21 protein-coding genes and 1 pseudogene are annotated in these 18,699 nt (G+C 70.2%); 9 read left to right on the top strand and 13 right to left on the bottom strand.

Going from position 1 to position 18,699, the window contains the following annotated elements:
- Window positions 1-120: 120 nt before the first annotated feature.
- The 3 genes from mshA to ACWC5O_RS31380 all read left to right on the top strand — a co-directional run bounded on the left by mshA (window position 121) and on the right by ACWC5O_RS31380 (window position 3,730).
- Window positions 121-1,458, top strand: a complete 1,338-nt coding sequence (mshA, locus tag ACWC5O_RS31390) for a D-inositol-3-phosphate glycosyltransferase (RefSeq protein ID WP_450590394.1) — start codon at window positions 121-123, stop codon at window positions 1,456-1,458.
- Window positions 1,451-1,951 carry a YbjN domain-containing protein gene (locus ACWC5O_RS31385; RefSeq protein WP_450590395.1) on the top strand — a complete coding sequence of 167 codons (501 nt, stop codon included), beginning with the start codon at window positions 1,451-1,453 and terminating at the stop codon, window positions 1,949-1,951. The genes mshA and ACWC5O_RS31385 overlap by 8 nt, the downstream gene beginning before the upstream one ends.
- A 123-nt stretch (window positions 1,952-2,074) precedes the next feature.
- Window positions 2,075-3,730 carry a glycosyl hydrolase family 28-related protein gene (locus ACWC5O_RS31380; RefSeq protein WP_450590396.1) on the top strand — a complete coding sequence of 552 codons (1,656 nt, stop codon included), beginning with the start codon at window positions 2,075-2,077 and terminating at the stop codon, window positions 3,728-3,730.
- On the opposite strand, the gene ACWC5O_RS31375 is transcribed toward ACWC5O_RS31380, so the two are convergent.
- Entirely contained in the window at window positions 3,709-4,509 is an 801-nt protein-coding gene (locus tag ACWC5O_RS31375; protein WP_450590397.1) for an AraC family transcriptional regulator, read from the bottom strand. The genes ACWC5O_RS31380 and ACWC5O_RS31375 overlap by 22 nt on opposite strands.
- A 49-nt stretch (window positions 4,510-4,558) precedes the next feature.
- Between ACWC5O_RS31375 and ACWC5O_RS31370 the strand changes: the two genes are divergently transcribed.
- Window positions 4,559-5,008 carry a DUF2000 family protein gene (locus ACWC5O_RS31370; protein WP_450590398.1) on the top strand — a complete coding sequence of 150 codons (450 nt, stop codon included), beginning with the start codon at window positions 4,559-4,561 and terminating at the stop codon, window positions 5,006-5,008.
- Between the two features lie 21 nt (window positions 5,009-5,029).
- Here the strand turns inward: ACWC5O_RS31370 and ACWC5O_RS31365 are convergent, their stop codons facing one another.
- The 4 genes from ACWC5O_RS31365 to ACWC5O_RS31350 all read right to left on the bottom strand — a co-directional run bounded on the left by ACWC5O_RS31365 (window position 5,030) and on the right by ACWC5O_RS31350 (window position 7,972).
- Window positions 5,030-5,683 carry a DUF2637 domain-containing protein gene (locus tag ACWC5O_RS31365; RefSeq protein ID WP_450590399.1) on the bottom strand — a complete coding sequence of 218 codons (654 nt, stop codon included), beginning with the start codon at window positions 5,681-5,683 and terminating at the stop codon, window positions 5,030-5,032.
- 22 nt (window positions 5,684-5,705) lie between these two features.
- Window positions 5,706-5,885, bottom strand: coding sequence for a hypothetical protein (locus tag ACWC5O_RS31360; RefSeq protein ID WP_450590400.1), 180 nt, complete (start codon window positions 5,883-5,885; stop codon window positions 5,706-5,708).
- Between the two features lie 253 nt (window positions 5,886-6,138).
- On the bottom strand, window positions 6,139-6,612 hold the full coding sequence (locus tag ACWC5O_RS31355) for a carboxymuconolactone decarboxylase family protein (protein WP_450590401.1): 474 nt from the start codon (window positions 6,610-6,612) through the stop codon (window positions 6,139-6,141).
- A 103-nt stretch (window positions 6,613-6,715) separates the two neighbouring features.
- Window positions 6,716-7,972: an MDR family MFS transporter gene (locus ACWC5O_RS31350; RefSeq protein ID WP_450590402.1), complete on the bottom strand. Its 1,257-nt coding sequence runs from the start codon at window positions 7,970-7,972 to the stop codon at window positions 6,716-6,718.
- Window positions 7,973-8,133: 161 nt separating this feature from the next.
- Between ACWC5O_RS31350 and ACWC5O_RS31345 the strand changes: the two genes are divergently transcribed.
- Window positions 8,134-8,895, top strand: a complete 762-nt coding sequence (locus ACWC5O_RS31345) for a phosphoglyceromutase (RefSeq protein ID WP_450590403.1) — start codon at window positions 8,134-8,136, stop codon at window positions 8,893-8,895.
- Window positions 8,896-8,973: 78 nt separating this feature from the next.
- Here the strand turns inward: ACWC5O_RS31345 and ACWC5O_RS31340 are convergent.
- Both ACWC5O_RS31340 and ACWC5O_RS31335 read right to left on the bottom strand, forming a co-directional pair.
- Window positions 8,974-9,298, bottom strand: a pseudogene (locus tag ACWC5O_RS31340) (site-specific integrase); the annotation flags it as partial.
- A 235-nt stretch (window positions 9,299-9,533) separates the two neighbouring features.
- Window positions 9,534-11,540 carry a YncE family protein gene (locus ACWC5O_RS31335; RefSeq protein WP_450590404.1) on the bottom strand — a complete coding sequence of 669 codons (2,007 nt, stop codon included), beginning with the start codon at window positions 11,538-11,540 and terminating at the stop codon, window positions 9,534-9,536.
- A 35-nt stretch (window positions 11,541-11,575) separates the two neighbouring features.
- Here ACWC5O_RS31335 and ACWC5O_RS31330 point away from each other — a divergent pair, with 35 nt between their 5' ends.
- A complete protein-coding gene (locus ACWC5O_RS31330) occupies window positions 11,576-11,935 on the top strand; it encodes an Imm32 family immunity protein (protein ID WP_450590405.1) in 360 nt (119 codons plus the stop codon).
- A 71-nt stretch (window positions 11,936-12,006) separates the two neighbouring features.
- Here ACWC5O_RS31330 and ACWC5O_RS31325 read toward each other — a convergent pair whose 3' ends face one another.
- From ACWC5O_RS31325 to ACWC5O_RS31310, 4 genes are all read right to left on the bottom strand, one after another.
- Window positions 12,007-12,231, bottom strand: a complete 225-nt coding sequence (locus ACWC5O_RS31325) for a hypothetical protein (RefSeq protein ID WP_067302968.1) — start codon at window positions 12,229-12,231, stop codon at window positions 12,007-12,009.
- A gap of 44 nt (window positions 12,232-12,275) precedes the next feature.
- The gene (locus ACWC5O_RS31320) at window positions 12,276-12,509 is read right to left on the bottom strand and encodes a hypothetical protein (protein WP_079146666.1); all 234 of its coding nucleotides are present in this window, start codon (window positions 12,507-12,509) and stop codon (window positions 12,276-12,278) included.
- Between the two features lie 283 nt (window positions 12,510-12,792).
- The gene (locus ACWC5O_RS31315; RefSeq protein WP_450590406.1) at window positions 12,793-13,362 is read right to left on the bottom strand and encodes a DUF4232 domain-containing protein; all 570 of its coding nucleotides are present in this window, start codon (window positions 13,360-13,362) and stop codon (window positions 12,793-12,795) included.
- Window positions 13,363-14,024: 662 nt separating this feature from the next.
- On the bottom strand, window positions 14,025-14,342 hold the full coding sequence (locus ACWC5O_RS31310) for a hypothetical protein (protein ID WP_450590407.1): 318 nt from the start codon (window positions 14,340-14,342) through the stop codon (window positions 14,025-14,027).
- Window positions 14,343-14,531: 189 nt separating this feature from the next.
- Between ACWC5O_RS31310 and ACWC5O_RS31305 the strand changes: the two genes are divergently transcribed.
- Entirely contained in the window at window positions 14,532-15,311 is a 780-nt protein-coding gene (locus ACWC5O_RS31305; RefSeq protein ID WP_450590408.1) for a GAF and ANTAR domain-containing protein, read from the top strand.
- A 65-nt stretch (window positions 15,312-15,376) separates the two neighbouring features.
- On the opposite strand, the gene ACWC5O_RS31300 is transcribed toward ACWC5O_RS31305, so the two are convergent.
- Together ACWC5O_RS31300 and phoU are read right to left on the bottom strand one after the other, a co-directional pair.
- Entirely contained in the window at window positions 15,377-15,532 is a 156-nt protein-coding gene (locus tag ACWC5O_RS31300) for a hypothetical protein (RefSeq protein ID WP_179851626.1), read from the bottom strand.
- Between the two features lie 131 nt (window positions 15,533-15,663).
- Window positions 15,664-16,353 carry a phosphate signaling complex protein PhoU gene (gene phoU, locus ACWC5O_RS31295; RefSeq protein WP_389176658.1) on the bottom strand — a complete coding sequence of 230 codons (690 nt, stop codon included), beginning with the start codon at window positions 16,351-16,353 and terminating at the stop codon, window positions 15,664-15,666.
- Between the two features lie 234 nt (window positions 16,354-16,587).
- Here phoU and ACWC5O_RS31290 point away from each other — a divergent pair, with 234 nt between their 5' ends.
- Both ACWC5O_RS31290 and ACWC5O_RS31285 read left to right on the top strand, forming a co-directional pair.
- Window positions 16,588-17,841, top strand: coding sequence for a sensor histidine kinase (locus ACWC5O_RS31290; RefSeq protein ID WP_450590409.1), 1,254 nt, complete (start codon window positions 16,588-16,590; stop codon window positions 17,839-17,841).
- Window positions 17,838-18,518: a response regulator transcription factor gene (locus ACWC5O_RS31285; protein ID WP_010358452.1), complete on the top strand. Its 681-nt coding sequence runs from the start codon at window positions 17,838-17,840 to the stop codon at window positions 18,516-18,518. The genes ACWC5O_RS31290 and ACWC5O_RS31285 overlap by 4 nt, the downstream gene beginning before the upstream one ends.
- Window positions 18,519-18,699 lie beyond the last annotated feature (181 nt).

The following is an 18,699-nucleotide window of genomic DNA, read 5'->3' as shown; positions in this document are numbered from 1 at the left end:
GGTAATGATTCGGTAAAGGCTGCCGCAGGGGAATTCGAGCCGCCCCCGCCGCTGTTGCACCCCCTTGGAGGGCGAGGTCGGTCCTCCGGCAGGCATGCCCGCAGCAAGGAGGAACGCCACGTGAGCCAGTACGTCAGCAGGCTCGGGCGTCGCTCCCCGGCGGCCCCCTCGCGGCTCAGGCTCCACCGCAGGCCCCGCCGCGTCGCCATGCTCTCCGTGCACACCTCACCGCTCCACCAGCCCGGCACCGGCGACGCCGGCGGCATGAACGTCTACATCGTGGAGCTGGCCCAGCGCCTCGCCGCGATCAACATCGAGGTCGAGATCTTCACCCGGGCCACGGCCGGCGGCCTCGAGCCCACGGTCCAGCTCGCACCCGGCGTCCTCGTCCGGCACATCGACGCCGGCCCCTACGAGGGCCTCGCCAAGGAGGACCTGCCCGCCCAGCTGTGCGCCTTCACACACGGCGTGATGCAGGCCTGGGCCGGCCACCGCCCCGGCTACTACGACCTGGTCCACTCCCACTACTGGCTCTCCGGCCACGTCGGCTGGCTCGCCGCCCAGCGCTGGGGCGTCCCCCTGGTGCACGCCATGCACACCATGGCCAAGGTCAAGAACGCCAACCTGGCCGACGGTGACACCCCCGAGCCCGCCGCCCGGGTCATCGGCGAGACCCAGATCGTCGCCGCCGCCGACCGGCTCATCGCCAACACCGCCGAGGAGGCCGACGAGCTGGTGCGGCACTACGCCGCCGACCCGGCGAAGGTCGCCGTCGTGCACCCCGGGGTCAACCTCGACCGTTTCCGCCCCGCCGACGGCCGGGCCGCCGCCCGCGCCCGCCTCGGCCTGCCCCAGGACGCGCTGATCCCGCTCTTCGCGGGCCGCATACAGCCCCTGAAGGCCCCCGACGTGCTGCTCCGGGCGGTCGCCGTCCTGCTGGAGGAGTGCCCGGAGCTGCGCTCCCGGCTCGTCGTGCCCGTCGTCGGCGGACCCAGCGGCAGTGGTCTGGCCAAGCCCGAGGGGCTGCAGAAGCTCGCCGCCCGGCTCGGCATCGCCGACGTCGTACGGTTCCGCCCGCCGGTCGGCCAGGAGCAGCTCGCGGACTGGTTCCGGGCCGCCTCCGTCCTCGTCATGCCGTCCTACAGCGAGTCCTTCGGTCTGGTCGCGATAGAGGCGCAGGCCGCCGGCACCCCGGTGCTCGCGGCCGCGGTCGGCGGCCTCCCGGTGGCCGTGCGCGACGGCGTCACCGGCTTCCTGGTCGACGGCCACCACCCGGCCGAGTACGCGCGCGTGCTGCGCCGTTTCGCCGACGAGCCGTCCCTGCCCGCCGAGATGGGCGCGGCCGCCGCCCGGCACGCGCGGTCCTTCGGCTGGGACACCGCCGCGGCCGCCACCGCCGACGTGTACATGGCCGCGACCCAGTCCCACCGCCGTCGCGTACGCTCCCAGCATGGGTGATGTGGAGAAGGCGACGCAGGTCGTCGAGGGGGTCCTGAAGGACGCCGAACTGGAGTGGGAGAGCCCGAAGCCCGGCACCTACGTCGTCAAGCTCCCCGGCACCCGCAAGCTCTCCACCACGGTCTCCCTCCTGGTGGGCCGCCACACCCTCTCCCTCAACGCCTTCGTCGTCCGCCACCCCGACGAGAACGAGGCGGGCGTCCACCGCTGGTTGCTGGAGCGCAACCTCAAGCTGTACGGCGTGAGTTACGCCGTCGACCGGCTCGGCGACGTCTACGTCACCGCCCGCCTGCCGCTGACCGCCGTCACCGCCGAGGAGATCGACCGCCTCCTCGGCCAGGTCCTGGAGGCGGCGGACGGCGCCTTCAACACCCTGCTGGAGCTGGGCTTCGCCTCCGCGATCCGCCGGGAGTACGCGTGGCGGGTGTCCCGCGGCGAGCCGACGCGCAACCTGGACGCGTTCAAGCATCTGATCGAGCGCCCGGCCGACTGACCACCCTTCGGCAGAAGCTCCGCCCGTACGACCCCTTCCCCACGCCGGGGCTCCGTGGCATGCTCACCGCCGACGCATTCCTGAACGTCGTTCATATCCATGAATATGAAGGGGTAGCCGGACATGAACCACGGGCACGTCAGCAGACGGACATTCCTCGCCGGTGCCACCGCCGTGGCCCTGGGCGCGGCAACCGGCACGGCGACCGCCGCACCGACGCAGGTCCCCGCCCTCTGGCGGGAGTTCACCCGAACCCCCTTCACCCACCCGCAGATCCCGTACGTCGGCCGGGCGGGCCACCGCGCCGGATCGCGCCGCTTCCCCCGCCCCAGCACCTTCGCCGACGTCACCGACTACGGCGCCGTACCCGACGGCACCACGGACTGCGCCCCCGCGATCAACCGTGCCCTCGCCGCAGCCGGGAGGGCCGGCGGGGGCACGGTCACCATCCCGCCCGGCACCTTCCGCATCGACGACGTGATCCGCATCGCCGACCCGGACGTGGTCCTGCGCGGGGCCGGCAGCGGCCGTACGACCCTGTACGCCACGAAGAACCTCACCGAACTGATCGGCGTCTACGGCTCGCGCTACGGCGGCGACAAGTCCTCCTGGTCCTGGGCGGGAGGCCTGATCTGGCTGGCCCCGCGGGCCCGTTGGGACTCCCTGGTGGCGGCGATCCGGGCGCGGGCCTGGCCCTTCGAGGGCTGGACCGGCAACCGGCGGGACGAGTGGACGACCCTCACGACGGTCGAACCGGCCCTCCGGGGCTCATGGACGGTGACGGTCGCCGACATGGACCGCCTGGTGCCGGGCCAGTTGGTCCTCCTCCGCCTGGCCGACGACCCGGCCCACACCCTCCTGCAGCACATGGCGGGCGGCGGCCCGGGCCCCGCCGCCTACTCCTGGGACGACAAGACCAAGCTGACCTCCTACGTCCCCTACGAGTGGCCCGTCCGCATCACCCGCGTCCACGGGCGCCGCGTCACCCTCGAACGCCCGCTCCCGCTCGACCTGCGCCCGGAGTGGGACCCCCGACTGACCACGCACGTCCAGGAGTTGACCGGCTCGGGCGTGGTGGGCGTGACCCTGGAGGCGGTGCAGACCCCGCAGTCCCCGCACCTCCTCGACAAGGGCTACAACGGGGTCGTCCTGCAGTGCGCCTACGACTGCTTCGTGGACGACGTCACGGTCCGGCACGTGGACAACGGCTTCGGCCTGGTCGCCGCCTCGGCCTGCACCCTGCGCCGTACCCGCGTCGCGGGCCGCGGCTCCCACCACCCGTACTTCTGCCGGGAGGGCTCCCACGACAACCTGATCGAGGACTTCACGATCGAACAGCGGACCGTGCCCGCGCCCGCCAACACCCAGCTCCACGGCATCAACGTCGAGGGCCTGTCCTCCCACAACGTCTGGTCGCGCGGCGACATGCAGATGGGCACTTTCGACTCGCACCGCGGCCTGCCCTTCGCCGACGTGCGCACCGACATCACGGTGAACAACAACGGCCGCCACGGCGGGGACGCCAGCGCCGGCCCGCTCTTCGGCGCCCGCTTCACCCATTGGAACATCCGGGTCACCAACGGCCGCGCGGGCCTGATGAAGATCGACGGCCTGGCACCGTACTCGGCGACGGCCGGCCTCGACACCGTCACGGAGTTCGACCAGATCGACGTCCCCGACTTCACCGGCGACCTGCACTCCCGCCTGGAGCTGTACGGCACCACGGACGCGGTGCGACCGCGCAACCTGTACGAGGCTCAGCGCGAACTGAGCCGGTAACGCCCCGGGGTGACCCCCACCAGCTTCTTGAAGTGCCGCGTGAGATGGGCCTGGTCGCAGAACCCGGTCGCCACCGCCACCTCACCCGGTGCCAGCCCGTCCAGCAGCAGCCGGCGGGCGCGGCCGACGCGGCGTGACATCAGGTACTGGTGCGGGGGGATGCCGTAAGCGGTGCTGAACGCCCGTACGAGGTGGGCGGGATGGGCGTGCAGGACCCGCGCGGCCCCGGCGAGGGCGAGCCCCTCGACCACGTGCTCGTCGAGCAGTTCCCGCAGCGAACGGGCGAGAGCGGGGTCGGGACGGCCGGCGCCGCTCCCCCGCCGCCGCAGATGGTCCCGCAACCGCTCGCCGACGAGCGCCAGCCTGCTCTCCGCCTCCAGTTCGTCACCGGCCCGCCCGAGCGCGCCGTGCAACTGCCCGACCCGCAGTCGCAGCACGGGATCCCTGAGATCGGGACCGTCGACGGCCGCACCGATCAGCTCGTCCCCGAGGTGGCTGCCGTCCAGGTAGAGAACCCGCTTCCGGAAGCCGTGCGGGGTGGCCGGGGAGCCGTTGTGCGGAACGTGCGGCGGCAGCAGCGAGACGGTGTCGTGCGGGGTGCCGTGCTCATGCCGGTCGAGGTCGTACCGGACGGCCCCGTCGTCCACGATGAGCAGCGTCCAGGCGTCGTGGACGTGCATCGGGTAGGCGTACTCGGTGAAGTGGGCGTGGAAGACCTCCACGACACCCGGGATGCGGGGGCGCCAGGCGGAGACCTCGGGCTGGGCTGCGGCGGCCACGCAAAAAACGTACAAGACGATGCCGTACGAGGATCGGCAGTCTCACCCCATGAACACCGAACAGCGTCCCGACGCCCCCGCCGAGCCGATCCGCTTCGACACCAAGATCGCCGTGCTGCTCCGTGCGGACCTGGAGCCCTGGCAGCGTCTGAACGTCACCGCGTTCCTGGTCAGCGGCCTGGGCAGCCGGGTCCCCGAGGTGATCGGGGACCCGTACGAGGACGCGGACGGGGTCTCGTACCTGCCGATGTTCCGCCAGCCGGTGCTGGTCTTCGAGGGCGGCAAGGAGACCCTGCGGGCGGCGCACGCCCGGGCTCTCGCGCGGGCCCTGCCGTGCGCGGTGTTCACGGCCGACCTCTTCACGACGGGCAACGACCGTGACAACCGCGCGGCGGTCCGGGCCGTCCGGACAGCGGATCTGGACCTGGTCGGCCTGGCGGTGTACGGCCCGCGGAACGGCGTGGACAAGGTGCTGAAGGGGGCGCGGATGCACCCGTGAGGGCGACGGCCGCGCACCCCTTCACGGCTTGGACGCCGGCCGGCCGGCGTGTGTGGAGTGCCGGGGCCGGCTCCTGGACGAGATCTGGCCGACGAGTTCCCAGAAGCACACCAGAGCGGTGACCGGCGGAATTCCGAAGATCACTAATGAGAGCAGCGCATGTGACGAGTGACTGACACACAGCGCCACGGCCATCGCGGAGGCAGCCACCACGACACACCAGGACCGCCGCGCAGTGCGCCGTTGAGCGGTGGCCCGAAGAACCGAAAGGGCTGCCACGAACCACGGCCCGTACACCGTCAGCGGCCAGCATTGCGCCACTCCCGTCGGCAGAACCGACGAGGCGATCCCGCGCAGTTGGCCGTACGAATAGGCGACGGACCAGCCCAGCATGGCCACCGCGCACAGCGAGACCGTCGCGATCAGGAACGTGATGTGGGTGACGCGCCGGCCGCCGTCCAGGAAATGGGATTCGTGGCGGGGGCGTCGCCGGCTGCTCCTGCGGGGGGACGGGATGTTCAGCGGCGCGGTGGGAGCAGTGGGCATGCCGGCCGTCGTGGACAGCATCTGAGCCAGCTCCTCGACCGGGTCCCAGTCGTTCGGTGCGATGTCGATGTCCGGTTCCGGGACGCTCCAGGCGTCGTAGAGACCGGCTTCGTCGTGAATCCTGTCCATCGATAGTCCTCCGGACCCCGCCTCAGGCTGCTCCGTACAGAGCCGCCATCGCCCGCAGATATTCGGTTTCCATTCTGTTGATATTGTTCAGGAAATCATCGAGCAGGTCCGAGCAGGACTTGAGGCCCGCATCCCCGTCCCAGCGGAACATGCTCGTCGGATGATCGTCACTTGGGTACCAGTTCAATCGCGTCACGGTCACCTAACGACGGTCACTGGAGGTGGGGTTGTGAGGCATTCGGGGGACGCGGGTCGCCCGAAAGGGGAGTTTTTGAGCGCCTGCCAATATATGGTTGAAGGAAATGTTAATACCCAGGCAATTACATTCCGTGAGTACTGGAATTAAATGCTCGGTGCCGGCCGGGGGGGGCTTGAAGGAGGCCTACGCGCGCGCCCCCTCCGGCGGGGCTGCCGAAGGGGGCGCGGGGTCGCGAGGCGCGCGAGGCGCTGGTCGCTCAGCCGAACATGCCGGGCTCGTAGTCGCCCGCGGGCTGCTGGACGACGACGTTCAGGCGGTTGTAGGCGTTGATCAGGGCGATGAGGGAGACCAGGGCGGCCAGCTGGTCCTCGTCGTAGTGCTTGGCGGCGTCGGCCCAGGCCTCGTCCGTGACGCCACCGGCCGCGTCGGCGATCCGGGTGCCCTGCTCGACCAGCTCCAGGGCCGCACGCTCGGCCTCGGTGAAGACCTTGGCCTCCCGCCAGGCCGCCACCAGGTGGAGGCGCTGTGCGGTCTCCCCGGCGTGCGCGGCGTCCTTGGTGTGCATGTCGGTGCAGAAGCCGCAGCCGTTGATCTGACTGGCGCGGATCTTCACCAGCTCCTGGGTGGCGGCCGGCAGGGTCGAGTCCGAGATCGCCTTGCCCGCGGAGTTGATGTACCGCATGAACTTGCCGGCGACCGGGTTGGCGAAGAGGTTCAGGCGAGCTTCCATCGTGGGCTCCTGTGTCGTTGCTGTTGGCTACACCTGCTTGACGGAACGACCCGGCGAGATGTGACAGGACCGAATGTGACCTGCGTCACTCGATCGGCGGGGGTCAGACGGCCTGCTCGGACGCCTGCGGCCGCTGCTGTCGCCCGGGCGTCGCCGTGTCCCCCTCCGTGGGAAGCCGCCGCATGAGCACGCCGTACCCCACCCCCGCCACCGTCCCGACGACCGCGCACATGGCCCACAGCCACTCCGCGCCGAACCGGTCGATGACGGCGCCGGACATGAGCGGCGCGATCAGGGCGGCGACGGACCACGAGAGCGTGTACATGCCCTGGTAGCGCCCACGGCCGTGCACGGGCGACAGCCGGACGACGAGCCCGGTCTGGGTCGGCGCGTTGACGATCTCGGCGAGCGTCCACACGCACACGGTGAGGGCGAAGACCCCGACCGACCCGGCGAAGGCGGTGAGTCCGAAGCCGTACCCGGCGAGGACCGAGGAGACGACCAGCAGCGTGCGCGGATCGCGGTGCTCGATGAAGCGTGTGACCGGGATCTGCAGGGCGACGATCAGGATGCCGTTGACGGCGATGGCCAGGCCGTAGTCGGCGGGCGAGAACCCGGCCCGCCCCATGGCCACCGGCAGCCCGACCGAGCCCTGCTGGAAGACGAGGGCGACGAGGAAGGACAGCCCGACGACGGCCATGTACCGCCCGTCGCGCAGCACGGTCATGAGGCTGACGTCGGCGTCGGCCTGCTTGGCCGTGGCGGTGGGCCGGGACTCGGGCACCTTCAGGAACACGACGACCGCGCACGCCAGGGTCATCCCGGCCTCGATCAGGAACCCGGCGAGATAACTGAACTCGGCGATGAACCCCGCGCCCATGGAGGAGACGGCGAAGCCGAGGTTGATGGCCCAGTAGTTGAGCGAGAAGGCCCGCACCCGGTCCCCGGGCCGCACGATGTCGGCCATCATCGCCTGCACCGCGGGCCGGGAGGCGTTGGAGGTCATGCCGACGAGGAAGGCGACGGCGGCGATGGCGACGGGGTCCCGCATGAACCCGAGCAGCGCGACGGACCCGGCGGTGGCGGTCTGCGCGATCAGCAGGGTGGGCCGCCTGCCGAGCCGGTCGGCCATCACCCCGCCCCCCAGTGAGGAGACGACCCCGCCGAGCCCGTGCAGCGAGGCGACGAGACCGGCGTACGAGGCCGAGTACCCGCGGTCGAGGGTCAGATAGAGCGCCATGAAGGTGGCGACGAAGGCGCCCAGCCGGTTGACGAGGGTGCTGGTCCACAGCCACCAGAACTCGCGGGGGAGTCCGGAGACGGTCTCCCGGGCGGCTCGTCTCAGATGGGCGACGGACATGACGGAACCCCCACGATGCACGGTGATGTAAGCGGCTGGAGCGGAAGTCGCAACTTACAAGTGGGGGCCGGATCCCGGCCACTCAATTAACAGATGCCGTCAACTGTCCGGCTGCTGGGCGTCCGCACTGGGGGTCGAATGCGTGGATTACGCTCTGAGGCATGGCCGACGCACCGTACAAGCTGATCCTCCTCCGCCACGGCGAGAGCGAGTGGAACGCGAAGAACCTGTTCACCGGCTGGGTGGACGTCAACCTCAACGAGAAGGGCGAGAAGGAGGCGGTCCGCGGCGGTGAGCTGCTCAAGGACGCCGGCCTGCTCCCCGACGTGGTCCACACGTCCCTCCAGAAGCGCGCGATCCGCACGGCCCAGCTGGCGCTGGAGTCCGCGGACCGCCACTGGATCCCGGTCCACCGCTCCTGGCGCCTGAACGAGCGCCACTACGGCGCGCTGCAGGGCAAGGACAAGGCACAGACGCTCGCCGAGTTCGGCGAGGAGCAGTTCATGCTCTGGCGCCGCTCGTACGACACCCCGCCGCCCCCGCTCGCGGACGACTCCGAGTTCTCCCAGGCCAGCGACGCGCGCTACGCCTCCATCCCGCCGGAGCTGCGCCCGAAGACGGAGTGCCTGAAGGACGTCGTCGTCCGCATGCTCCCGTACTGGTACGACGGCATCGTCCCCGACCTGCTCGACGGCCACACCGTCCTGGTCGCGGCCCACGGCAACAGCCTCCGCGCCCTGGTCAAGCACCTGGACGGCATCTCCGACGCGGACATCGCGGGCCTGAACATCCCGACCGGCATCCCCCTCTATTACGAGCTGGACGCCGACTTCAAGCCGGCGACCCAGGGCGGCAGGTACCTCGACCCCGAGGCGGCCGCGGCGGCGATCGAGGCGGTCAAGAACCAGGGCAAGAAGAAGTAAGCACGAACGATCAAGCCCCCCACCTGCAGTTTCGCTGCGGGTGGGGGGCTTTTCGATGTGGGCCGTCAGGTGCTTGATCAGCGCTTCGGAGTCGAAGTCGATCGCGTCCACGGCGACGCCGAGGATTTCGCCCTGCCGCAGGCCGCAGCCGCCGCCCAGGTCGACCATGGCCTGGTACCTCTCGGGCATGCCGGTCCGGACGGCGAAGACCCGTTCCGGAGTCCAGGGGGCGATGCGCTTGTCGTCCACGGTCGGCGGCCGGACCGAGCGAGCAGCGCATGGGTTCCGACGAAGGTGCCCGTCATCCACGGCCGCGCTCAAGGCGGCGCGAACGTTGGAGTAGATCGTCCGGGCGTACGACCCACCCACGTACACCGCTCTCCTGAAGCTGCCGCACCGGCAGCGCAACGTGACGGCTGACCAGCCGGCCCCGGACATCCGATCCAGCCCGACCGCCACTTTCCTCTGCCACTCAAGATCCGAGTGCTGATACATCAGCGCGGCCCGCTCCGAGGAGTGGTCGGGGCGCGCCATCGTGTCCTTGAGCGTGGCACTCGGCTCTATCGCATCCCCTGAGGAAGATGTATCCCAAGGCCCGGCGCGTCATCGGATGCGCCGGGCCTTGGGGGCGGGCGGCCTCAGCTGGTGAAGGTGAAGTACTTCCAGGAGCCGTGCGTGGTCGAGTTCACGGTGTCGCCCGAGGAGTTGTTGATGTAGGACGACCGCACGCGCATCGAGTAGCCGGTCTGGTGCGTGCCGCCCAGTTCCACCACCGACTTGCCCGTGGAGTCGAGCTTGAAGTACTCGTACCCCGCCGACCGCCAGGCGCCGGCGGAGTAGATCTGGAACTCCAACCTCTGCGAGCGGCCGGGGTAGGCCGTCATCGTGGTCGTGAGGAGCGGATTGGTCGTCTTCCGGAAGTAGTACTTGGTGTGCCCGCTGACCGTGGCCGTCTTGTAGTAGCGGCTAAGACTCAGCGACACCTTGACCTTCGCGCCCACCCAGCTCGTGGCCGTCTTCGGGGCGGTCCGCGCGTCGCCGGAGAAGGACGCGCTCACCGTGGTGTCGCGCTTCAGGGGCAAGGTCACCGACAGGTTGCCCTCGCTGTTGACCGTGCCGGTCTTGACCAGGTACTTGCCCTTGCCGTCGCCCGCGGTGTCCGCGTAGAGCGAGAGCGTCCGGTTCTTGTACGTCGTGCCGAGGTGGGCGGTGAACGTCACGTTACTGGCGTAGTCGTAGACCGTGCCGTTCTTGTTCACGGTCAGGGTCGGGGAGTTCCGGGAGACCTCGACCGTGTCCGAGGCGGAGGCAGCCGTGCGATCGGCGCCGCCGGCATACGAGACCTTGTACGTGACCTTGCCGCCCGCGGGCGGGATGTCGGTGAAGGAGAAGGTCCCGTCCGCCTTCACCGACGCGGCCGGGAGCGCCTTGCCGTTCGGGGACTCCAGGTCCGTCCGGGTCACCGCGACGGTGGTCCCCGCGGGCAGCCCGAGCGTGTTCGTGACCTTGCCGGAGACGGTCAGCGACTTGGCACGGTCGGCGGTCGCCGGGGCGTTCGCCGTGACGGTGGTGACGGCCTTGCCGGGGTCGGTGACGACGCGCAGGCTGTACCTGCTGGAGAGACCGTGTGTGACCGCGAAGAGCCGGCTGCTGTCGGGTGCGAAAGCGAGGTCGCCGTGGTCGAGCAGGGCCTCTTGGGCGACTCCACCCGTTTCGTCGGTGAAATTGGCGGTCCGCCTCGGGGCCGTGCCGCCCGGCTTGTAGATGGACACGTGGGGGAGTTGGAAGGAGGCGTAAGTGTCGGTGCCCACCGCGACGAGGCCGTCCGGCGCGACATCCACCGACCGTTGTTGCCAGTAGCTGCTCGGATACCTGATGGTCTCCGACAGGTCCGAGGTCCGGAAGACCTGCTGGAAGTCGCCTGCTGTGGTGGCCACCACGAGCTCTGTGCCGTCCGGGGTGAGCGCCAGGTCCTCCGCGGTGTTGCCGATGGCGGCGTCCTGCCCGCCGAGGAACGCGGTCCGGCTGGCCGTGCCGGACGACACGTCATAGATGCCGAGGGTGAAGTAGTACTGGCGCGAGCCGGCCGCCAGGGTGTCGGGAGCGCCGGGTGCCGAGTCCAGCAGGGGAGCGTCGTTCCACGTTCCCTCGGCCTCCTGGGCGAGGGAAACCTGCGGCTGCCCGCCGGACAGGTCGAGAGAGCCGATGTTGCCGTGGCCGACGCTGCCATAGCCGAACCAGAGTTTGCCGCCCGCGAGCGCCAGGTGCTGCGGATCTGTGCCGTCACCCGTCGCGTACCGCCCGGCCTCGGTGAGCGTCGCCGTGTCGATGGCCACGATCTCATCGGCTCCCGGCACGGCGACGTAGACCGTTGCCGAGTCGGCGGAAAGCTCCAGGCCGTCAGCCTGCGGCAGCGAGGTGATCGTCCCGATGACGGTGCCGTTGTAGTCGGTGGCAACGACCTTGCCTCCCGACGGGTCACTGATGAAGACCCGCCGGTGAACGCCGTCCACGATGATGTCGCCGCTGGACGTGATGGGCAGCGCGGCGCTGCTGTCGGCGACGGCAGCGCCCGCTGCCGACCCGATCAGGGCGACAGAACTGAGAGCGACCGCGAGCGCCGTCACGGCCGAAATGCTGCGCACACGCACAGTGATGCAACCCCCACTAGGAAGACAAGATGCCCACAAGACCTCTGGAGCCCCTTCAGGGTTGCACGGCACATCCGCGCAAGTTTCCGCAGGTCCCACGGGATGCTGCCCAGGAGACTCTGGCCGGCCACCTCCTCACTCTCGCTCAGGACGGCACGCCGGACGGCGCTCACCTCCACCTGGAGGAGAACAACGGGCTCGAACAAGGCTCCGTAGGGCTGGTCTTGGAAGGTGCGACGACGAATGACGCGTGCCAGACGCGTGCCAGATCGTGCGGGGAACCACGGGGAACAGCGGGGAACCAATCGACCGTCTACCGCGTGCTCGCGTCCCTCCGCCGCAGGTCAGGCCGGGAGCAAGCCCTAGATACCCTTAGCTTCCCAAGCTGAGCGCGTGGCGGGTCGCTACGCACCGAGCGGCCACATAACCCCTGTTTCTAGGGTGCGTTGCCTTCGGTATGTCAGCTGCTCGTCTCCGGGCCCCAGCGCTCAGGCCCCACTCCGCGCCAATCGATCCACGGTGACTCCGCTACCTCCGCCGGGTCGATCTCCAGCCCGGCTCGGCGGAGGAACTCTGCGACGTCGGCCACGTTGTGGGCCAGGCCGAGGATCTCGCCGTCCACGCGCACTCGTCGGCCGCCTGTGGGTGACGGTGGATGGACGATCACGCGGATCGGACCGGACATGCCTTCAGGATTATCTGGAACATGCGGCCTCGCATTCCAGCGCGTCATGGATGAAGCCGCTCACTCATGTGTCCGTCTGGCCGTCCCAGGTCACGCAGTTCCCACCATGCTGCGGGACTTGGGCGCCGTTGCTGCCAGTAGGGATGGAAGTACAGCTGAGCCGACAGCCGGTACAGACGCCGGCGCAGCTCGGTACGACCGGGCCGCTCGGCGAGCTGCCGGTACGCGGCACTCCACTCCTGCTGCGCCTGGGCGAGGTCGTCGGGGAACGATCGCATGGCCAAATTCAAGCACGTGTTCGATTTGTAGGTCCATTGAAGGTGCTGCCGGGCGACGTTGTCGCGGCACGCTGTCCCGTGCCACTGGATCTTGACCGTTTGTCATCGGACTTTGACGGACGCGAGTTTGTGTCATCGGAGTTTGATCACCGCAGGTCAGCGACTCAGCGCACCGAAGGTGCGCTGAGTCGCTGACCTGCACTTATGTGCAGCGCCTCGTAAACGTGCAGGTCAGAGCGTTGCGATCGTCGTGCAGGCTGCTCGATTTGTGGGGACGGTGGGGTCAGGAAGGCTTGATCGCCGAGACCGGGGTGACGGTCACCTTGTTGTCGCACTCGGCCCACACCCCGTCGTTCAGGGCGACCTGGTGCTTCCCGGAGTGCGGCAGCCCGATGACCATCGTCGGATACGTCACCGGGTCCTTGCCCGACACGCAGTAGCCGTCGGCCTCCCCCTGGACCTGGACGAAGGTCAGCTTCACCCACGCCTTGCCGTGCGGCCGGACCGTCACGGTGGCCGCCCTGCCGGTGGGGGTGACCTTGAGCGGGGTGTTGTGGGCGGGGGAGCCGTTGCCGGCGCCCGCGACCGTCGGATGGCCCTTCAGGACGCACGTCCTCCGGGAGACGTTGGTGAACTGCACGACCGCCGCCCCGGTCCCGGTCCCGACGGGCCGGTGGACGGCCTGCCAGGCGCTGACCTGGAGGGCGGAGGCCGGGCAGGCGGGCGGCGGGGTGGAGGTGGTGGTGCTCGCCGCCATGGCGGTGCCGGGCAGGATGCCGGTCACCGCCGCCGCGACGGCCGTGACCGCCGTCGTCGCCAGAGCCGCCCTGCGAATGCCGTTGCTGTGCCGCATGCTGTCGTCCCCCTGAGTCGTCTCGTCCGCGGGTTTCGGTCGTCGGTTGTTGCCCCGCGGTACGCGTGGTCGTGGTACGTGAGTGCAGACGGGGCGGGAGAGCGGCAGGGTTCCGTGCGGCGACTACTTGTGACGGAACGGTGACGACAGGCTGCACCCGTGCAGATGGCCGTCAGGGCAGACAGAAGCACCTCCAGCGCGCCACGGGTTCTACCACGCCCCCGGCGCGCACGGAAGGTGCGCTGAGTCGCTGACCTGAGGTGATCAAACTCCGATGACACAAACTCGCGTCCGTCAAAGTCCGATGGCAAACGGTCAAGATCCAGTGGCACGGGACACGCGCCTCGGTGGGGAGCGCAACCCGTGGACGATCATGTCTGGGGCAGCGAATCCTGAGTGAAGCTCGGGCCGTCTGTGGGCCGTCCGAGGCCGCTCGGCAGTGGCCAATGACGACCAATGACGACCACTCGGGTGTACCGGAGCGCGGCCCTGACCAGCAAGAACCCAGCTCACCAAGATCCCCGACAAGACCCAGGGCAAGAAGAAGTAGGCCGAACTGCTCAAGCCCCTTTGTCGGGGAGAAGGCCCGGGTCGTGACCCGGGCCTTCTTGCTGGCCGAACGAGTTGTCCGTCTTTCGGGGTCGTCCCGGGCCGGCCCGCCGCTACCCGACGAGGACGATCACGACGGATCCGTTGTCGAAGCGGTGATCGAAGCGGTGATCGAAGCGGTGATCGAAGCGGTTGTGGCCGAAGCAGAACCCCGGGTGGTTGAAGCAGAAGCCGCGGTGGTCGAAGCGGAATCCACCGTGGTCGAAGCAGCGCCAGTCGTCGTGGCCGAAGCACGAGTCGGTGGTCACTTGGGTGTGCACAGCAGGGGCTGCCGCCGCGGCCGTGCCCGCCGTGCCGATCGCGGCGCCGCCGGCCAGCAGAACGCAGGCCGCGGACGCCACGAGGAGACGCCCCGTGTCGTGTGCTCGCATGATGGATGCACTCTTCCTTCCGGAACGAGCCGACCAAGGGGTATCCCCAGGTTGCGGCCCTGTTTTCAATACGTCCGAGGCGCCTTTTCGGATTGCGGCCCGGCCGACACGACGCGTCGTGCACTAGCTCCCCGTAACCGGGGAACCCGGCAGGCACTGGACCCGCGCACGCACGCCATGCCGGGGGTGATGACCATGCAGTCCGGGCAGTCCCAGCAGTCGGCCGGGGACGGTGTGCCGCCGGAGGTGGAGGGGTGGTCGCGGGTCGGCGCGGTGCTCACCGCTGCCGCGCGGGGGGCCGGGGATCCGCGCCGGGTTCCCGGCGCGCTCTGCGCGGCGTGTGTACGGCTGCTGCCCGTCACCGGTGCCTCCGTGTCCATCTCCGGCGGGCGTGGGATCCGGGTGACCTGGTGCGCCAGTGACCGCCTCGCCGCACGGCTCGCCGAGTTGCAGTACACCGTGGGGGACGGGCCCTGCCAGACCGCCCTGGACCAGGGCGCCCCGGTCTTCGCGGCCGACCTCGCCGGGCGGCGCGACACCTGCCGCTGGCCGATCTTCGCGCACGAGGCCGTCGGGCTCGGCGTGGCCGCCGTGTTCTCCCTGCCGCTCGGCGTCACGGGTACCGCCATCGGCACCCTCGACCTGTACTGCGACCGGCCCGGCGGACTGTCCGAGCCGGATCTGCGGACCGCGCTGTGGGCGCGGGACGCGATGACGGACGCCCTGACGGGGCTGCGGCCCAGGGGCGAGAGGGACGAGGAGGGCGAGGAGGGAGGGGCGGCGTCCTGGGTGTGCGCCTCGCAGGCCGATCACACCGAGGTGCAGCAGGCGGTCGGCATGGTGATGGTGCAGCTCGACCTGGACCCCGAGCAGGCCCTGGACCGGATACGCGCCCGCGCCTTCGCCGAGGGCCGTACGGTCAGCCAGGTCGCCCGGAAGGTCCTGGCCCGCAGACTCCGCTTCCCGTAGCCGGTGGCCGGTGGACGAAGTGAGGGGCCCCGGAGTCTCCAGGGCCCCTCACAGGTCGTACGCCGTCAGCCGCACTGGCAGGGAGCGCCCGACTGGCAGCCGCAGCCGCAGCCGGAACCGCAGCCGCACGCGGCCACGAGCGGCAGGCTCCTCATCTCGGCGGGCTGGTCGGTCTCGCGCTCCTGGGTGGGGTCGGGCGTGGTGCTGGGGGATTCGGCCATGGGTCCCTCCTCGACACTGGGGCAGATGCCCTCGCCCATTCCATGCCCGTTTCTCTGGGCGCATCAACGGCGCACAGAGGCGCCCGCGCGCCCCGCCCGATGGCCTTCGAGCCCCCCGGGCAGCGCCGGTGTCAGGCTTCGTCGACCCCGGTGACGGGCTGGATGTCGGGCTGCAGCTCGTCCGCGTGCTCACCCGTGACCAGGAAGACGACGCGCTTGGCGACGGCCACCGCGTGGTCGGCGTACCGCTCGTAGTAGCGGCCCAGCAGGGTCACGTCGACGGCCGTCTCGATGCCGTGCTTCCAGCGCTCGTCGATCAGGTGCTGGAAGAGGGTGCGGTGCAGCTGGTCCATCTCGTCGTCGTCCTGCTCCAGCTGGAGGGCGAGGTCGACGTCCTTCGTCACGAGCACCTCGGCCGCCTTCGCCATCAGGCGCTGCGCGAGCTGGCCCATCTCCAGGATGGTGGCGTGCAGGTCGTGCGGGACCGCGCGCTCCGGGAAGCGCAGCCGGGCCAGCTTCGCCACGTGCTGGGCGAGGTCGCCGGAGCGCTCCAGGTCGGCGGACATGCGCAGCGACGTGACGACGATCCGGAGGTCGGTCGCCACCGGCTGCTGGCGGGCGAGCAGGGCTATCGCCCGTGCCTCCAGGTCGTGCTGGAGCTCGTCCACCTTCTGGTCGGCCTCGATCACACTCTCGGCCAGCTTCAGGTCGGCGTCGAGGATGGCCGTCGTGGCGCGCCCGATCGCCGACCCGACCAGCCGGGCCATCTCCACCAGACCGTCGCCGATCGAGTCAAGTTCCTCGTGGTACGCGTCCCGCATCAGGGTTCCCTCTCGTATGTTCTCTTTCGGGGCTTCCGGGGGCCGTGACACCACGCGCCCCGTGGCGAAACCGGCGGTGTGAACCCCACGCTCCCACGTTCCGCCCCGCACGCGTCCGTTTCTGCCACCCCAAATGAACCACTACTGGCTCCAAGGTGAACTCTGGGCGACGAGTGTCCGAGGTCGCACTCCGACGGCTGTGGTCATGTCGTACCCCATGCCTAACCTGGATGCATGGACGTGAACGCGGCGGTCGCCGCAGCGGCAGCGATCGCCGGGGTGCTCACCGGCGTCATCGCCATGCTGGCGTTCCGCTGGAGTGAACGCGACCAGAAGCGACCGACCAGGACTTCTTTGCACACCGATCCCGTACTCCCGCCCGGCGTGGACACCGTTCTGTCCGTGCTCCGCTCCTCGGCCGTCGTCCTCGACGAGGCCGACGCCGTCGTCAAGGCCAGCTCCGCCGCGTACGCCCTCGGGCTGGTCCGCGGCGGCAAGCTCTCCGTCGAGCCGATGCTCCAGATGGCCCGGGACACGCGCCGGGACGGGGAGATACGACAGGTCGAGCTGGACCTGCCCCGGCGCGGCACCGGACGCGGTGAGGCCCTCGCCGTCTCCGCGCGCGTGGCCCCGCTCGGCTCCCGCCTGGTCCTGCTGCTGGTCGAGGACCTCACCGAGGCCCGCCGGATCGAGGCCGTGCGACGCGACTTCGTGGCCAACGTGAGCCACGAGCTGAAGACACCCGTCGGCGCGCTCTCCCTGCTCTCCGAGGCCGTCATGGACGCCTCGGACGACCCCGAGGCGGTACAGCGCTTCGCGGGCCGCATGCAGATCGAGGCGACCCGGCTGACCAACCTGGTGCAGGAGCTGATCGACCTGTCGCGGGTCCAGAACGACGACCCTCTCGAGGACGCCGAGCCCGTCCGCGTGGACGACCTCGTCGCCGAGGCCATCGACCGCTGCCGCCACCAGGCGGGCACCAAGCAGATCACGATGGCCGCCGGCGGCACCGCCGACCTGCACGTCTGGGGCAACCGCGGCCAGCTCGCCGCCGCCCTCGGCAACCTCGTCGAGAACGCCGTGAACTACTCCCCGGCCCGCACCCGTGTCGGCATAGCCGCCCGCCGGGTCAACGCCCCGGGCGGCGACATGATCGAACTCGCCGTCACGGACCAGGGCATCGGCATCTCCGACAAGGACAAGGAGCGCATCTTCGAGCGCTTCTACCGCGTCGACCCGGCCCGCTCCCGGCAGACCGGAGGCACCGGTCTGGGTCTCGCGATCGTGAAGCACGTGGTCGCCTCGCACGGCGGGGAGGTCACGGTCTGGAGCGCCGAGAACCAGGGCTCCACCTTCACCCTCAGGCTGCCGGAGGCGGGTGCGGCCCGCGACCGTGCACAGCAGCACCCCGACCTCGACGACGAGGCCGGCGGCACCGCCGACTCAACCCCGTACGAACCGCTTCCCGCCCCGGAGGTCCTTCCGTGACCCGAGTGCTCGTCGTCGAGGACGAGGAGTCCTTCTCCGACGCCCTGTCGTACATGCTCCGCAAGGAGGGCTTCGAGGTCGCCGTGGCGGCGACCGGCCCCGACGGACTCGACGAGTTCGAGCGCAACGGCGCCGACCTCGTCCTCCTCGACCTGATGCTGCCTGGTCTGCCCGGCACGGAGGTGTGCCGCCAGCTGCGTGGCCGCTCCAACGTCCCCGTGATCATGGTGACCGCCAAGGACAGCGAGATCGACAAGGTCGTGGGCCTCGAAATAGGAGCCGACGACTACGTCACCAAGCCGTTCTCCTCGCGCGAGCTGGTGGCCCGGATCCGCGCCGTGCTGCGCCGCCGCGGCGAGCCGGAGGAGGTCACCCCGGCCGCTCTGGAGGCGGGCCCGGTCCGCATGGACGTCGACCGCCACGTGGTGACGGTGTCGGGCTCGAAGGTCGACCTCCCGCTGAAGGAGTTCGACCTCCTGGAGATGCTCCTGCGCAACGCCGGCCGCGTCCTGACCCGCATGCAGCTCATCGACCGGGTCTGGGGCGCCGACTACGTGGGCGACACCAAGACCCTCGACGTCCACGTCAAGCGCCTGCGCGCCAAGATCGAGCCGGACCCGGGGGCGCCGCGGTACCTGGTGACGGTGCGGGGCTTGGGCTACAAGTTCGAGCCGTAAGCCGTACGACAGCCGTATGTACGCGGCGTGCGCCGTACGGCAGCCGTACGGCGCACGCCGCGTTCATACCAAGGGGGGGGCCCCCCCCCCCGGGGCCGCCCCCCCCCCCCCGAGGGCGCGGGGCACCTGGGAGGGGGCCCGGCCCCGGGGGGGCCCCGGCCCCCGGGGCGGGTGTGTCCGG

The sequence above is a fragment of the Streptomyces sp. NPDC001450 genome (genome assembly GCF_053597295.1).
This window is presented reverse-complemented; position numbering and strand designations above follow the sequence as displayed.

What these genes read in the sequence shown, in the direction of transcription:
- ACWC5O_RS31385 (WP_450590395.1), top strand. Translation starts at nt 1,451, where the DNA reads ATGGGTGATGTGGAGAAGGCGACGCAGGTCGTCGAGGGGGTCCTGAAG.
- ACWC5O_RS31380 (WP_450590396.1), top strand. Translation starts at nt 2,075, where the DNA reads ATGAACCACGGGCACGTCAGCAGACGGACATTCCTCGCCGGTGCCACC.
- ACWC5O_RS31370 (WP_450590398.1), top strand. Translation starts at nt 4,559, where the DNA reads ATGAACACCGAACAGCGTCCCGACGCCCCCGCCGAGCCGATCCGCTTC.
- ACWC5O_RS31365 (WP_450590399.1), bottom strand. Translation starts at nt 5,683, where the DNA reads ATGGACAGGATTCACGACGAAGCCGGTCTCTACGACGCCTGGAGCGTC.
- ACWC5O_RS31355 (WP_450590401.1), bottom strand. Translation starts at nt 6,612, where the DNA reads ATGGAAGCTCGCCTGAACCTCTTCGCCAACCCGGTCGCCGGCAAGTTC.
- ACWC5O_RS31350 (WP_450590402.1), bottom strand. Translation starts at nt 7,972, where the DNA reads ATGTCCGTCGCCCATCTGAGACGAGCCGCCCGGGAGACCGTCTCCGGA.
- ACWC5O_RS31345 (WP_450590403.1), top strand. Translation starts at nt 8,134, where the DNA reads ATGGCCGACGCACCGTACAAGCTGATCCTCCTCCGCCACGGCGAGAGC.
- ACWC5O_RS31330 (WP_450590405.1), top strand. Translation starts at nt 11,576, where the DNA reads ATGCCCACAAGACCTCTGGAGCCCCTTCAGGGTTGCACGGCACATCCG.
- ACWC5O_RS31325 (WP_067302968.1), bottom strand. Translation starts at nt 12,231, where the DNA reads ATGTCCGGTCCGATCCGCGTGATCGTCCATCCACCGTCACCCACAGGC.
- ACWC5O_RS31320 (WP_079146666.1), bottom strand. Translation starts at nt 12,509, where the DNA reads ATGCGATCGTTCCCCGACGACCTCGCCCAGGCGCAGCAGGAGTGGAGT.
- ACWC5O_RS31315 (WP_450590406.1), bottom strand. Translation starts at nt 13,362, where the DNA reads ATGCGGCACAGCAACGGCATTCGCAGGGCGGCTCTGGCGACGACGGCG.
- ACWC5O_RS31310 (WP_450590407.1), bottom strand. Translation starts at nt 14,342, where the DNA reads ATGCGAGCACACGACACGGGGCGTCTCCTCGTGGCGTCCGCGGCCTGC.
- ACWC5O_RS31305 (WP_450590408.1), top strand. Translation starts at nt 14,532, where the DNA reads ATGACCATGCAGTCCGGGCAGTCCCAGCAGTCGGCCGGGGACGGTGTG.
- ACWC5O_RS31300 (WP_179851626.1), bottom strand. Translation starts at nt 15,532, where the DNA reads ATGGCCGAATCCCCCAGCACCACGCCCGACCCCACCCAGGAGCGCGAG.
- phoU (WP_389176658.1), bottom strand. Translation starts at nt 16,353, where the DNA reads ATGCGGGACGCGTACCACGAGGAACTTGACTCGATCGGCGACGGTCTG.
- ACWC5O_RS31290 (WP_450590409.1), top strand. Translation starts at nt 16,588, where the DNA reads ATGGACGTGAACGCGGCGGTCGCCGCAGCGGCAGCGATCGCCGGGGTG.